Below are 15,315 nucleotides of genomic sequence, written 5' to 3' on the forward strand. Positions count from 1 at the left end.
CACTGAATCACCGCACTATTTTAACGCGTAATCGCGTACAGCGTACCGTCTTTTGCCTGAATCAGCAGTTTGCCATCGGCAACAACGGGTTCAGTCAGGAAGCCAGAGCTGTCCACTTTTTGCTGTGCAACAAAGCGGCCATCTTCAGTGTTAATCCAGTGCATGTAACCTTCGCTATCGCCAACCACCAGGTTGCCGTTATACAGCGCAGGTGCCGTCAGCAGGCGGTGCAGCAGATCGCTTTGCGTCCACAGCGTTACGCCGCCATCAGTGGTGAGCGCCAGAAGGCGGTCGTTCTGATCGACCATGTAGATACGGTTGCCATCGACGATGAAATCATTCACCGAGCCCAGCTCGCGTTTCCACAGGATCTGGCCGCTGCGCAGGTCCAGTGCGGTCAGGTTACCGTTGTATGCCAGCGCGTAAACGACGCCATTGGCGATAACCGGCGTGGTATCGACATCGCTCAGACGGTCAATTTCGGTGTTACCCGTTGCCTGAGAAATACGTTGCTGCCAAATCAGCTGGCCCTGCTGCATCAGCACGGCGCTGACGCGTCCGTTATCACCACCCACAATCGCTGCGCCGTAAGCAACAGCCGGAGCGGATTCACCGCGCAGGGACAACGCTGGCATATCCAGGTTGACGGTCCACTTGATCGCGCCATCAGCTTCGTTCAGCGCCTGCAACTGACCGTTGCTGGTATGAACCAGCACCAGGCCGTCGCTGACCACTGGACGAGACAGTACCTCACCTGCCATTGCGGTCTGCCAGGTGATGGAACCATCGCCTGCATCCAGGGAGTACACTTTCGCTTTTTCACTGCCGACATACACGTGGCCGCCAGAAACGGTCAGGCCGCCGGAAAGCAGCGCCGGTTTACGTGACAGCCAGCCATCTTTTTCCGCCAGGTCGACAGACCAGACTTCTTTACCGTCATCCGCGTTCACGGCTTTAACGGTGCCACGACGATCTGCCGCATAAACCACGCTGTCCGCATAGGCCGGATGCAGGTTGGAATAGAAGTTGCCAATTCCGTTTCCGACCGACACATCCCATGCGGTAGAAGGCGTGAACTGGTTTTCAACCGTCGGCAGCGGGGACATTTTTACGATATCTTCTTCGCCGCTAAACCAGGAACAACCACTCAACAGAGTGACAGAAAGCAGTCCTGGCAAAAGTAATTTACGCAATTGCATCGGGTCCCTCTCAGATGGACAAATTATTAATTTTCATGCGCATCATTTCGCTGAGCGCAGGAGAAGCATCGCTTTTCGCCCCTGCTTCCCAGGCCGCGCGAGCGCCTTGTTTGTCACCTTTGCTGAGCAGAATTTCCCCGCGCAAATCGGCGACGATAGCCGTCCAGCCTTCGCCTTTAATGCTTTCAATGGTCTTCAACGCCGCATCCGGCTGCTTCATTTGCAGTTGAACGCGCGCCAGACGCATGCTGATAACCGATTTCAGATTCTCATCAGAAGCCGCAGCTAAGCCCTGGTTAAGCTGTTTTTCCGCTTTATCCAGTTCATTTTTGTCTACGTATTGCTGAGCCAGTTCCAGCGACGCGAAAGCACCGTAGGTGTTTTTCGATTCGGCGGCGAATTTCTCCGCCCCGGCCAACGCTTCCGGTTTCCCTGAACTAAGAGAAGAAACGGCATTTTCATAGGCCTGTGAAGATTCACGTGCCGTATTCAACTGATGGGACGTCCAGTAACGCCAGCCAACCAGCGCACCAATCCCTAAAATGACCCCAACGGCCAGCGCTTTGCCGTTTTCGGCAAAGAAACGCTTAAGCGCGTCAACCTGGTCGTTATCGTTATTGTACATTTCCACGCAGTCCTTCTCCTGATAAAAATGTCCGGGAGATTAACCCAGAATAGTGCGCAAATGCGCAGCAACGCCGTCCTGCGTTACGGTTGTCTGCTCGCCAGAACGTAAATCCTTCACAACCACATTCGCTTGTGCGACTTCAGACTCACCCAACACCAGAGCAACGCGCGCGCCCCATTTGTCCGCACGGGCGAACTGTTTCTTGAAGTTGCCGCCGCCGTGGTTAGTCATCAGTTTCACACCTGGAATTGCATCACGAACCGCTTCAGCCAGACGCATTGCGGCGGACTGAGTATCGGCACCTGAGGCTACCAGGTATATATCGACAACAGGATCGGCTTTAAATTCCGGATTAACTGCCTGAACTAACAAAACAAGTCGTTCGAGCCCCATCGCGAAGCCCACCGCTGGTGTGGCGCGACCGCCCAATTGCTCAACCAGACCGTCATAACGCCCACCGGCGCAAACGGTACCCTGCGAGCCCAGGCTGTTGGTCACCCACTCAAACACGGTGCGGTTGTAGTAGTCCAGACCGCGCACCAGACGCTGGTTGACGGTGTAGGCAATGCCAGCCGCGTCCAACTGAGCGCACAGCCCGGCAAAGTGTTCGCGAGACTCATCATCGAGATAGTCGCCCAGCGCAGGCGCGTCGTTCAGCAGCGCCTGAACGTCCGGATTTTTTGAATCCAGCACGCGCAGCGGGTTGCTGTACATACGACGTTTGCAATCTTCGTCCAGCTTCTCTTTATGCTGTTCGAGGAAGGCAATCAGCGCATCACGATAGTTCGCACGCGCTTCCAGGGAACCGATAGAGTTCAGTTCCAGCGCAACATGCTCGGAAATACCCAGCGCACGCCACCAGCGAGCGGTAAGCATAATCAGCTCGGCATCGATATCCGGCCCTTGCAGACCAAACACTTCACAACCCAGTTGATGGAACTGGCGGTAGCGGCCTTTCTGCGGACGTTCGTGACGGAACATCGGCCCGATATACCACAGACGCTGCTCCTGATTGTACAGAAGACCATGCTCGATGCCGGCGCGTACGCAGCCCGCAGTACCTTCCGGACGCAGGGTCAGGCTATCGCCATTGCGGTCCTCAAAGGTATACATCTCTTTTTCAACCACGTCGGTCACTTCACCAATCGCGCGCTTGAATAACGGGGTCTGCTCTACAATCGGCAAACGGATTTCACTGTAACCGTAGCTGCCGAGCACGTTTTTGAGTGTGCCTTCAATGCGCTGCCAGATGGCGGTCTCGCCAGGCAGATAATCGTTCATGCCGCGGATGGCTTGAATGTTTTTTGCCACGTTTATTCTCTTTATAAATATAAAAATGAACCCTCAGCGGATTTCCCGCAGGGGTTCAATCATACACGGGAAGTTCGGGTCGTCATATACACTTCATCCTTCAAGTTGCCTCTGCGTTGGCTGCGCTCGTTCACCCGAATCACTTACCCTGGTAAGCTCATCGGGATTCACTCGCTTGCCGCCTTGACGCAACCTGAATGATTTTGTGTATACCTCGAGAACGCGAACTTCCCATCTTGTTATTTTTCGACCTGCTGAACATCGATACGATTGGCTTCATCCAGAATGGTTGCTTTCGCACGAATGCGAGCTTCCAGCTGGTCAATCATATCGTTGTTATCCAGACGGTCTTTACGCACGCCATCTTCGTACAGGCCGCTTTTCTTGTTACCGCCTGTCACGCCCAGCGTTGACACCAGCGCTTCACCAGGACCATTCACCACGCAACCGATGATGGAAACGTCCATCGGCGTGATGATATCTTCCAGGCGCTGTTCCAGTGCATTGACCGTACCGATAACGTCGAATTCCTGACGTGAACAGGTCGGGCAGGCAATGAAGTTGATGCCGCGTGCGCGAATACGCAGAGATTTCAGAATGTCGAAACCGACTTTGATCTCTTCGACCGGATCTGCCGCCAGCGAAACACGCAGGGTGTCGCCGATCCCTTCCGAGAGCAACAACCCTAAGCCGATCGCCGATTTCACCGCTCCACTGCGCGCGCCGCCCGCTTCGGTGATCCCAAGATGCAGTGGCTGATCGATCTGCTTCGCCAGCAGACGATACGACTCAACGGCGAGGAAAACATCAGAGGCTTTCACGCTGACTTTGAACTGATCAAAGTTCAGACGATCGAGGTGATCGACATGGCGCATCGCGGATTCCAGCAGCGCCTGAGGCGTCGGTTCGCCATATTTCTCCTGGAGATCTTTCTCCAGAGAACCGGCGTTAACGCCAATGCGGATAGGGATATTTTTGTCACGCGCACAATCCACTACCATTCGGATACGTTCTTCGTTTCCGATGTTGCCGGGGTTGATACGCAAACAATCGACGCCGTATTCCGCTACTTTTAGCGCAATACGGTAGTCGAAGTGAATATCAGCCACCAGCGGCACGCTGACCTGCTGCTTGATGAGTTTGAACGCTTCTGCCGCGTCCATCGTCGGCACGGAAACACGAACGATATCCGCCCCGACGCGTTCTAACGCTTTAATCTGATTGACCGTTGCTTCCACATCGGTGGTGCGCGTGTTGGTCATCGACTGTACGGCGATGGGAGCCCCATCGCCAATCGGCACGTTCCCAACGTAAATGCGTTTCGATTTTCTACGTTGAATTGGAGCCTGGTTGTGCATGAAAAATCTCCCGCGTTGCCCGTCTGTTACTGTGCCGGTGATTGTTCGGCATTCACGGTCAGACGCGCAACCTGGTTAGTTCTGATAAAACGGCTCAGATCGACAGGTTTACCCTGATACTGGATCTGTACTGCAGCCGGTGCGCCAATTTTCAGTTTGTACGGCGCCTGGCCTACGAGATTCAAGTTACCATCTTTACGCTGCAAACCGCTGAACAGTTTTTTACCGGTCGCATCGGTGACTTCCAACCAGCAATCGGCGGTAAAGTTCATCACCAGCGCATTCGGATCAGCAGCAGGCGTAGCAGGCTGAGCTGGATCGGTTGGCAGGGCAGTGGCTACCGGCGCCGTGGTCTGCGCGGTGGCTGCCGGATCGACATTCGCCTGGGACGGCGCAACAACAGCGTTATTCTGCGCGTCGGTTGCAGGCGCTGGCGTCGCTGTCGCCGCTGGCGTTTGCGTTGCTGCAGTCTCTGCTGGCGTCGTTGCTGGCGCGGTGTTATCCGTTGTAGCAGGTGCGCTGGTTGCGCCGGTATCTAATGGCACATCCTGAGAACCGGTATTGCTGCTGTTATTGAGTTCCACGGAGGATTGATCCGCCATGGTGGTGATCTCTTCCTGCTGCGCTTTGTGGTTTTGCCACCACCACGCCACCGTCAGACCGACGACCACAAACAGCACCAGCCAGGTGAAGCTCATCAGCCAGCCGTCGCGTTTTTTACGACGTTTACCCAGCGAGAAGCTCTGCATCGGCGCGACTTTCGCAGCACGAACCGGCGCCTGCTTTTCCATCATCGGAAGCAGTTCTTCTTCAGGAATATGAACGAGGCGAGCGTAAGAGCGGATATAACCACGCAGGAATGTTGAAGCGAGTTCAGCGGGCGCTTTATCTTCTTCAATATCGCGAACGGTGGAAACCTTCAGGCATAACCGTTCAGCAACCGCCTGCTGGCTGAGTCCGAGTTGTTCACGGGCATTGCGTAAACGGGAGCCCGTGGTGCGTGCTTCTTGTTGATCTGGGTTGGTTTCAGTATTCATTCGCTACAACTGCTGGTTCGTGAAATTAAGACTCTGATGCAGACTACGCCTACACCGCGAAACATCCGATCGTTGACTTCGAACAGACAGTATAAGCTGCCCGATTAGCGACCTCAAAACAGCACCAGAGACGGTAACGGCACTGTCATTCCTGCGCTACATACTGCCTCAATACTGGCGGAAACGCACCGTAATTATTAACCAGATCAGTACGTTTCGCCTAATCCTTGCCCATTTAACGTCGCGCACGCCATTTCTGCCGTGCGCGAAGGCATGATTACACGGCTTTTACGTCGATAGCCTCGCCCTGCATACGCTTACGCAGGGTACGTTTGGTACGGTCGATAACGTCACCGGCCAGCTGGCCGCATGCGGCATCGATATCATCACCGCGCGTTTTACGCACAATAGTGGTGAAACCGTATTCCATCAGTACTTTCGAGAAACGGTCGATACGGCTATTTGAGCTACGGCCATACGGCGCGCCCGGGAACGGGTTCCACGGAATAAGGTTGATTTTGCACGGCGTATCTTTCAGCAATTTAGCCAGCTGATGCGCGTGTTCGGTACCGTCGTTGACATGGTCAAGCATCACGTACTCAATGGTCACACGGCCCTGATTGGCGTTAGATTTTTCCAGATAACGGCGCACCGCCCCAAGGAAGGTTTCGATATTGTACTTTTTGTTAATCGGTACAATTTCGTCACGGATTTCATCGTTTGGCGCATGCAGGGAGATAGCCAGCGCAACGTCAATCATATCGCCCAGTTTATCCAGTGCCGGAACGACGCCAGAAGTAGACAAGGTAACGCGACGTTTGGACAGGCCAAAACCGAAATCATCAAGCATGATTTCCATTGCCGGAACCACGTTAGTCAGGTTCAGCAACGGTTCGCCCATGCCCATCATCACCACGTTAGTGATAGGACGTTGACCGGTGATTTTTGCCGCGCCAACGATTTTCGCCGCACGCCAGACCTGGCCAATAATTTCCGAAACGCGCAGGTTACGGTTAAAGCCCTGCTGCGCCGTAGAACAGAATTTACACTCTAACGCACAGCCAACCTGTGAGGAAACACACAGGGTCGCCCGATCGTCTTCCGGGATATAAACCGTTTCGACGCGCTGATCGCCAACCGCAATCGCCCATTTGATGGTGCCATCGGAAGAACGTTGCTCTTCAACCACTTCCGGCGCACGAATTTCAGCGACCTCTTTAAGCTTATTACGCAGAACCTTGTTGATATCGGTCATATCATCAAAGTTATCGCTGCAGTAGTGATACATCCACTTCATGACCTGATCGGCACGGAAGGGTTTCTCGCCTAAGTCTTTAAAAAACTCGCGCATCTGCTGACGGTTGAGATCCAGCAGGTTAATTTTTCCATCTTTATTGGGAACCGCCGGGATGGCGCTCTCAGGCGTGACAATTTGTTCAGACATAATCTTTACCGGCCTCGTTGTTACACGTTATGGCCCCTGGAGGGTTAATAAAAAGAAACGCCCCGGGAGAGCGGTCTGCTCGTCCGGGGGCGTTGCATTGTACAAATTCTGGCGCACGGACGCCACGTCTGCACGTGACATTCGTAAAAATAATCATACCTGTCTCAACCGTAGGCCTGATAAGCGAAGCGTCATCAGGCATTGTGCGGGTGCTTTGCCGGGTGGCGGCTGACGCCTTACCCGGCCTACAGGCTGATCAATTAGCGAGTGCGCGGGCAGACTTCGCCTTCACCGAAGAAGTAAGCGATTTCGCGCTGTGCAGATTCAACGGAATCGGAACCGTGAGTGCCGTTTTCGGTGAAGCTGTCAGCATAGTCTGCGCGCAGGGTACCCGCCAGGGCGTTAGCCGGGTTGGTCGCACCCAGCAGATCGCGGTGACGCTGTACCGCGTTCTCGCTTTCCAGAACGGAAACCACGATCGGGCCAGAGGTCATGAATTCAACCAGACCGTCGAAGAACGGCTTACCATCATGCTCAGCGTAGAATCCACGCGCCTGCTCAACGGTCAGATGCAGCATTTTGGTGCCGACGATTTTGAACCCTGCCGCTTCAAAACGTGCAAAGATGCTTCCAATAACGTTTTTTGCCACCGCGTTTGGCTTGATGATGGAAAAAGTACGTTCAATAGCCATGATTACCTCTGAAATGTGTTCTGTTGTTATGCATACATCGTATGACCTGGCGCGGATTATAATGAGACAAGCTCGCCTTGCCTATGGACGAAGGTAACATTTTTTTAAAATAAAATTAGCTTTAGCAACATTCTTACGCTACCTGGCGCAAAAATCTTAGCGAAAGGTAAAATTCACCGTCGCTATCTGCCCACCTTCATCCATTACCACCAGTTGATATTCTGCCGCTTTTTGTAACGTAAGCGTCAGATTTTTTCCCGCACTTTCCTGCGGCTCACCATTCAGAAACCACCAGCGTCGCCCTTCTCCGCCGCTGGTTTGCAGCGCAAGCGTCACCTGCGACTCGCCAGGAGCACGTTGGATCACCGCGCCTTCTCGCACGCCAGAAAGTACTAACGGCGGCGCGTCCTGCGATAGTTGTGGCGGGCAAACCGTGGAGGCGGCAGGAAGTCTGACAGCGCGTCGCTCGCTGGCAGGAAGCCAGGGTTCCAGCGGCAGCGGCCACACATCCAGGGTGGTTTGCTTCGCATCCGGGCAATCTGCTGCAACGCGTTTGCCCTGCGCATCCAGCCAGATTGGGAAGCGAATTCCGCGAATGCCTTCCTGACCGGGTAACAGCAGCGTCGGCGGCTGGCTATTGTCCAGAAGCCAGGTCGCGAGACGGCGGCGGCAGTTCGCGTCGCCTTCAGCCAGCGACTGCCCGCCAGGCCAGCAAATCGTCCCGCCGCTCACCGAAGCAGGGCGTGGATCGGTAGGTAATCCGTTTTTCCCTGCACTGGCGCGGGACAGCAACAAATTGCTGACCTGATTCAGAAGCGGCACCGCGCTGGCAAAACCAAACTGCCCGGCGACGGGGGTACCGTCCGGCCTGCCGGTCCAGATGCCGATGCTGTAACGCGCATTCAGCCCAATTGCCCACGCGTCACGGTAGCCGTAGCTGGTCCCGGTTTTCCATGCCAGCGGTACGACTTGTGGCAGCATATCATCTGCCATCGGCTGATCTTCCCCGGCCAGAATACGGCGAATGATCCACGCCGATCCCGGCGACAAGAGCGGGCGCTCCACCAGCGGATCGTCAGCAAGTAAACGTAAGCGCCCTGCTTTACCATGACGTGCAAACGCGCTATAGGCGGCAGTGATATCAGCCAGCCTCGCGCCCGCCCCGCCGAGGATCAACGATAAATTAGGCTCCGCGCCTGCGGGCAATATCAACGGTAAACCGGCGTTACGCAGGCGCGCGGCAAACTGTTTCGGGCCGTAAGCCTCCAGAACCTGTACAGCGGGAAGATTCAGCGATCGCACCAGCGCCTCGCTCATGCTCACCGGGCCGTGGAAGCCGCTATCAAAGTTTCCAGGTCGGTAATCCCCCACCCGGCGCGGCACGTCCTGGAGCAGCGAAGCAGGGTGGATCAATCCTTCATCCATCGCCATACCATACACAAACGGTTTCAATACCGATCCCGGCGATCGGATCGCCGACACCATGTCGATATGCCCAAATCGACTGTCATCACCGATGTCTGCCGACCCCACCCAGCCGCGTACCTGCATCGTGCTGTTGTCCACGACGATCATCGCCAGCGAACTGCGCGGCGGCAGGCGCGATTTCCAGTTAAGCGCCATCTCCTCAAGCTGGCGTTGCAGCCCGGCATCCAGCGTAGTGGTGATTTTTTCTGCTTTGCTCATCGCCAGCACTTTGCGCGAGAAGAGCGGCGCCAGTTGCGGCATCTGCCGTGGGAACAACCAGACAGGCTCTTCGCTGGCCTCTTTCACCACCTTCGCTGGCCACACCTGTTGGGTTTGCATGCGGGCCAGCACTTTGTTGCGTGCCGCCTGCGCGCGTTCCGGCCAGCGATCCGGGCGTAAACGACTCGGCGCCTGCGGCAGCACGGCCAGCAACGCTGCATCGGCATAGCTCAATTGTGCGGGCGGTTTACCCAGATAGGCCCAGCTCGCCGCGCCCACGCCCTGCAACGTGCCGCCGAAAGGTGCGCGATTGAGATAAAGGGTGAGAATATCGCGTTTTGAAAGGTGCCACTCCAACTGTAACGCGCGCCAGAGCTGACGGAATTTACCGCCAAAAGTGCGAGGATGAGGGTCGAGCAGACGGGCCACCTGCATGGTAAGCGTACTGCCGCCGGAGATCACGCGCCCGGACGTAAGATCCTGCCAGGCCGCACGCAGGATCGCCAACGGGTTAACGCCGGGATGATCCCAGAACCAGCGATCTTCATACTGGATCAGCGCATCAAGATAGCGCGGTGACACCTCTTCGATGGTGACCGGATAACGCCAGATCCCTTCGGCGTCAGCAAAGCGCCACAGCGGTGTGCCATCCTGAGCGACCACCACGCGAGCGGGTGTCACTTCATGTAACGGCAGCGGCCAGAGACGATCGGCCCCCAGCACCGCCAGCCACACCACAACTACGCTCGCCGCCAGCCATAGCCAGCGGCGTTTAAACGCATACCACAACCGCATCTTACGGCGTGACGATCAGCGGGCCATCCGCCTGGCCGGTCGCGCGCCACTGCGGTACATACATCGATTCCACCTGCGGCTGCGGCAACTGATAAGTTCCCGGCATCACCGCCCGCGCCAGATAAACCAGCGTGACTGGCTGATTCTCATTGACGGCCACGGCCGCCACAAAGCGGTCGTCGCGGAATTCCATATGCTGAATATCCGCCTGTTGCATCTGGTTGATCAGGTTCTGCGCTTCGCCTGCGTTATCCGCAAGGCTGGCACTGCTGTTTGCCAGGTTCTGATTCTCCAGTTCGAGCCCGGCGGGCAACATATCAACGACCAGCGCATCCGGGACGTTCTGGCTGGCGTTGATCTCAATGCGCACCAGCACCAGGTCGCCGCTGCGCAGTGAAGAGATGGCTTTCGGCCTTCCGTCAGTACCGAGGATCTGGCGTTCAATCTGCAATACGTTACTGACCGGCTCTGGCGAATACTCCGGGTACCCGGTGGCATCGAGGCGCAACCACAGCGGCTGCGTGCCGCTATTAGTCACCTGCAACGCGCCTAACTGATCCGCATCCAGATTACGGGTTTGTGCTTTATCGCTCTGCAACGGTGCGGCATCCAGCGATGTTTGTGCCTGCCAGTTACCCGGCAAATCAGCAAGACCGCGACCCGCCAGGAACAGCGAATTGCTCTCCTGCGTGGATAGCCAACGCTCGCCGAACGCCTGCTCAGAGAGCGTTTGCAGCAGCGTGTTTTGCGCATCCGGCAGCAGTTTGTTCTCTTCCATCAACGCCAGCATCAGCGCGTTATCCCGCAGCGCGCTGCCGTAATCACCAATCCAGCGCGGCGTGTCGGCACGCGGGGTTTTCAGCGCCAGTTGAATGGCTTCTTCACTACGCGGCGCATCGCCCATCGCTTTCAGCGCCACGCCCAGTTGCATCAACGGCAAGCCCGATTTCGCCTGTGCGTGACGCTCCCAGATTTCGCGCAGCGCGCCGAGCGGCGCTTTCTGCTGACGCGCCAGCACCTGCGCGGCATAAGCCTGCACGGCAAAGCGGCTGGCGGCGGTATCATCGCTGTAGCGAAGGGTCATCAGCCCCGGCTCCTGTAGATAACGCAGCAGACGGTTATTGCCTTTGTTAATGGCGTCTGCCGGTACGCTGTAACCCTGTTCGCCCGCGCGCACCAGGAAGTCCATCGCGTAGGCGGTTAGCCAGTACTCTTCCGGGCCTTCTTTATCCCACAGGGCGAAACCACCATCCTGACGCTGCATTTGCAGCATCCGTGAAATTCCCACATCTACCGCCGCGCGACGTTTCTCATCGCTGTCGCCGGTAATACCGAGCGTTTTGAGCTGTGCGGCATTGGTGTATAGCGATGGGAAAAGACCGCTGGCGGTCTGCTCCAGACAACCATACGGATACGCTTTCAGCTCACGAATATAGCGCGCCAGGTTCAGCGGCGGCTTGCCGCTCAGCAGCAGTTGCCCCTGGACCGTGGCCGGGGAGAAATTCGCCAGATAGCCCTGCGGCACACTCCAGCTTTCGCCAGGCTGCAACGCCGCGCCGCTGTTCACCGTCTGCGCCGGGAAGGCCGGGCGTACGCCCAGCTTCCAGGATTTGCTGACCGGCGGCAGCGTTTCACCCGGCAGTTCCAGACCACTCACCGTGATATCCACCTGACCGTCGCCGAAACCTTCTTTGGCGCTAACCGGCACAAACTGAATATTGCGCACGCCCGGCTGTAACGTAATCGGCGCAGGCTGCGCGCCTTCCAGCTGAATCAACCCGCTCGCCGCCAGCTGTACGTTCAGCGTTTGCGGTTTATCCGTGAGGTTCGTGATATCCAGCGTCAGACGCGCGGTATCGCCGCCCGCCAGGAAGCGCGGCATGTTCAGTTCAGCAATCACCGGCGCGGCAACCACCACTTTATCTTCGCTGCTGCCAAAATCTTCATCGGTCCACGCCTGCGCCATCACGCGCAGCTCGCCGTTGAAATCGCCAATCGGCAGCGTGACGGTGCCTTCGCCGTTGTCATCGAGCGTTACCGGCTGGGCCTGTTGCGCGATAATGGTTACATGGTTAACCGGCGGTTTACCGCCACGTTTCAGTTCGTCGCCATCACCACCAAAGCGCAGGCTCGCCAGACGCCCCTGCCCTTCAATCACCTGACCGTAGATATCATAAATATCCGCGCCGTAGCGTTTCTGGCCAAAGAAGCCCTGCCACGGATCGGGGGTGGTGTAATCAGTAATGTTCAGCACGCCGCTGTCCACCGCCGAAAGCAGCACGTTCACCTGTTTCGGCGCAGCACCTTCTTTGCGGTCGACTTTCACTTTCACCGTCAACGGATGATTCGGGCGCATTTTCGCAGGCGCATCAAGAGCGATATTCAGACGGCGGTTGTCATCGCCGAGCGGCAGATGCAGTACGCCGACCGCGCGTTTTGGCGTGGCGGAACGGGATTTGTCACCCGGACGCACCACCAGCGTACTCAAATAGAGGTCATGACGATTCCAGCTTTTATCCACCGGAATGGAGAGATCCAGCCCTTCCGCCGGAACGGTGATTTCCTGCCACCACAACGGGCCTTCGCTCGATTCCACCATTGCATAGCCTTTGCCCGCCGCCGGGGCAGCTACGTGCAGATTGATGGTATCGCCCGGTTTATAAGACGGTTTATCCAGCTTCATGGTCACGCGATCCGGACGCGCCGCGCCGCTGCCGTCGCTGTTATCCTGCCAACTGTAACCGGCCCAGAAACGAACACTACTGATGGTGTCGTTCGGCCCTTTGACTTCCAGACGATAAGCGCCCCACTCGACCGGGAAACTGACCTTACCAGTTTCATCGGCTTTGAGATTAAGGCTCTCTTCGCCTTCCACCAGGTCTTTCTGGTCAAACTGTGATTTCCAGCCCTCGTCTTCTGACCAGTTCCAGTAGTAGTCGCGGCGTTCACGAATAAGACGCACCTGCAAGCCTTCTACCGCTTTGCGCTCGCCCTGAGCATTGGCATAAACGATATCAAATGCCGCCTGGCTGTCTTCGTCGACAATCGGCTGATTCACCGTGGTGTCGGTGCGATAGTCATACACCGCTTTGCTGGCGAACTGCGGTCGAATACCCGGCAGTTCCGGCGCAGGCCAGATAGCCTGTTCGGCACGACGCGTCACCGGACGGCCACCGGACTCCAGCAGGCTGGCCTGTAAAATGACCTGCAACGGGGAATGTGCTTCCTGCCACTGGCTGGAGGTAGTCACTTCCCCGCGCCCTTTTTCATCCAGCGTCAGGCTGGCTTCATCCAGACTGCGCGAGAGATTCTCTTCAGCTATATCGCCGAACTGGAAACCCGGCAGGGCAGCCACCGCATCACGAAGCGGACGCAGGAACAGCTTGCCCTGTAAGGTGTTGCCATTGGCCGGTGCGCCATAGAGGTAGTAACCGACAACGCCAAACTTCACATCATCTTCTGGTGCCAGCGGGGTTTTCTGGGCGCTCAGATTAAGCGCCAGGCGTTCTGGCATGAAATCTTCAACGTGGAAATCCCACTCCTGACGCTGGTTATCACCGGTGTTGGCGCGAATATGCCACATTCCGGTCGCGGCCCCGCTGTCGAGCGGATAGGTGAACTGATACAGACCGTTCACCGGTTTGCTGACCACGCTGCGAACCACCTGGCCGTCGGGTTTCACCACGTCGATTTTGACCGGTTGTTCCGCCAGCGGTTTGCCATCGCCATCGCGCAGAAGGCCGTTCAGGATGACGGTTTCACCAGGACGATAGAGATCGCGCGGGCCAAACATGAAGAACTGTTTGCTGTAGCCAGGCGCACCGGCAATAGCGAATTCAGCGAGATCGAGCGCCGGGAGTTTGAGATCGAGCAGCGTGGTTTGTCCATCTTTACGCGCCAGCACCAGCGCCGCTTCTTTATCAGTTTGCAGCGTGGCGTGCCCCTGCCCATCGCTGTTCGCCTGCGCCAGGGTTTGCCCTTTTTCATTCAGCAGTTGTACATCCACCGCCGACTGCGCCGCGCCGTTTTCCAGACTTTGGGTAAAGACGTCCAGACGATTGTGATAGCGGTGCGCGGAAAGGCCGATATCGCTCAGGGTAAAGAGCGTGGCGGCATTGCTGTAGTTATAGTGTCCTGCCTGATTCATCACCGCGATATAAACACCAGACTGTTGCAGGGGTTTGATATCTTTCAGCGGCAGCAGCAGTTTCTCGCGGGTGTTACGTTCCGGGTTGAGATCGAAGCGCCCGGTGTAGACTAAATCCGCCATTTTCAGCAGTTCGTCAGATTCCCAGTTGCTCAGCGAGTTACGGTATTCCCACGAACTGACAAACGACGCCAGCGACTCCGGCTTCACGCGGTAGAAGTTGACATCGACGTTGTTAACGTTGAGCGCCATCACTGGCAACCCTTCAACCACTTTGCCCGGCAGCAGCGAACCACGGCTGGCAAAACCGACCGTTGGCGCAATATCGCGGGTAGAAATTGTTTTTTCGACGCCTTTGCCCAGCGTCTCTTTATTCACGGCAACCAGTTCAGGATCAATGGTCACAATCAGTTCGCGTTTTGGCTCCAGATGCCGCAGACGTAACTCTTTCAAATTCGGTGCAAGCTCCCAGGCACCGTCAATCTTGCCGCTCTTTTTATCGACGGCATGCACGGTTTTGGCGAAATCCTGATTGGGATCGAGCGGCACTGAGAACGTGAGCACCAGCGCAGAGGCGCCTTCAAGCTGCACTTCCGAGGCATCCAGCAGGGTTAAGGCCTTTCCTTCGCTCTGTTGAGCCAGTTTGGCTAACGTCGCGCTATCAGGTTTTGTAGGAGCAGGCATCGCCGGGGTAGCCGTTGTGGCTGCGGGAGCAGGCGCACCGGTTTTCTCTTTATCGTTATTATCACAGCCGGCAAGCGTCGATGCGGCAAGCAGCGCAAGTGCCGCCAAACGGAAGGGTTTCATCCTTAGAACCTCTGGCTCTGGAGCCTGTTTGTCATGAATGCTCAATAGTATTACGCGTGAACAGCGTTTTACCACCTCTCGGGACGTTTAAATTGCGGTCTTTTTCCGAATTATTTATTCAGTAACTTATTCGGTGTTATCACATACCAGGAGTCATTAACTTGTCACTGCCGGGCAAAACGCCGACAATTCGTTTACAACTGATAAATGG

General features: G+C 56.3%; 9 protein-coding genes. All 9 read right to left on the reverse strand.

What is annotated here, in order from left to right; all coding sequences use genetic code 11:
* Nucleotides 1-20 precede the first annotated feature (20 nt).
* The 9 genes from bamB to F0Q32_RS22385 all read right to left on the reverse strand — a co-directional run bounded on the left by bamB (nt 21) and on the right by F0Q32_RS22385 (nt 15,104).
* Nucleotides 21-1,199, reverse strand: coding sequence for an outer membrane protein assembly factor BamB (gene bamB, locus F0Q32_RS22345; RefSeq protein ID WP_108473402.1), 1,179 nt, complete (start codon nt 1,197-1,199; stop codon nt 21-23).
* Nucleotides 1,200-1,209: 10 nt separating this feature from the next.
* Nucleotides 1,210-1,830 (reverse strand): YfgM family protein, encoded by a 621-nt coding sequence (locus F0Q32_RS22350; protein ID WP_149464790.1) that lies wholly within the window; start codon nt 1,828-1,830, stop codon nt 1,210-1,212.
* Nucleotides 1,831-1,863: 33 nt separating this feature from the next.
* Nucleotides 1,864-3,138, reverse strand: a complete 1,275-nt coding sequence (gene hisS / locus F0Q32_RS22355; RefSeq protein WP_149464791.1) for a histidine--tRNA ligase — start codon at nt 3,136-3,138, stop codon at nt 1,864-1,866.
* Nucleotides 3,139-3,377: 239 nt separating this feature from the next.
* The gene (gene ispG, locus F0Q32_RS22360) at nt 3,378-4,496 is read right to left on the reverse strand and encodes a flavodoxin-dependent (E)-4-hydroxy-3-methylbut-2-enyl-diphosphate synthase (RefSeq protein ID WP_015963437.1); all 1,119 of its coding nucleotides are present in this window, start codon (nt 4,494-4,496) and stop codon (nt 3,378-3,380) included.
* Between the two features lie 26 nt (nt 4,497-4,522).
* Nucleotides 4,523-5,533 carry a cytoskeleton protein RodZ gene (rodZ, locus tag F0Q32_RS22365; RefSeq protein WP_149464792.1) on the reverse strand — a complete coding sequence of 337 codons (1,011 nt, stop codon included), beginning with the start codon at nt 5,531-5,533 and terminating at the stop codon, nt 4,523-4,525.
* A 277-nt stretch (nt 5,534-5,810) separates the two neighbouring features.
* Entirely contained in the window at nt 5,811-6,977 is a 1,167-nt protein-coding gene (locus F0Q32_RS22370) for a bifunctional tRNA (adenosine(37)-C2)-methyltransferase TrmG/ribosomal RNA large subunit methyltransferase RlmN (RefSeq protein ID WP_149464793.1), read from the reverse strand.
* 260 nt (nt 6,978-7,237) lie between these two features.
* Nucleotides 7,238-7,669 (reverse strand): nucleoside-diphosphate kinase, encoded by a 432-nt coding sequence (gene ndk, locus F0Q32_RS22375; protein ID WP_015963434.1) that lies wholly within the window; start codon nt 7,667-7,669, stop codon nt 7,238-7,240.
* Between the two features lie 156 nt (nt 7,670-7,825).
* Complete coding sequence (gene pbpC / locus F0Q32_RS22380) at nt 7,826-10,150, reverse strand: peptidoglycan glycosyltransferase PbpC (RefSeq protein ID WP_149464794.1); 2,325 nt, start codon at nt 10,148-10,150, stop codon at nt 7,826-7,828.
* A 1-nt stretch (nt 10,151) separates the two neighbouring features.
* Nucleotides 10,152-15,104 (reverse strand): alpha-2-macroglobulin, encoded by a 4,953-nt coding sequence (locus F0Q32_RS22385; protein WP_149464795.1) that lies wholly within the window; start codon nt 15,102-15,104, stop codon nt 10,152-10,154.
* Between the last annotated feature and the right edge of the window lie 211 nt (nt 15,105-15,315).

The organism is Pseudocitrobacter sp. 73, from assembly GCF_008369545.1.
Taxonomy (GTDB): Bacteria; Pseudomonadota; Gammaproteobacteria; order Enterobacterales; family Enterobacteriaceae; genus Pseudocitrobacter; species Pseudocitrobacter vendiensis.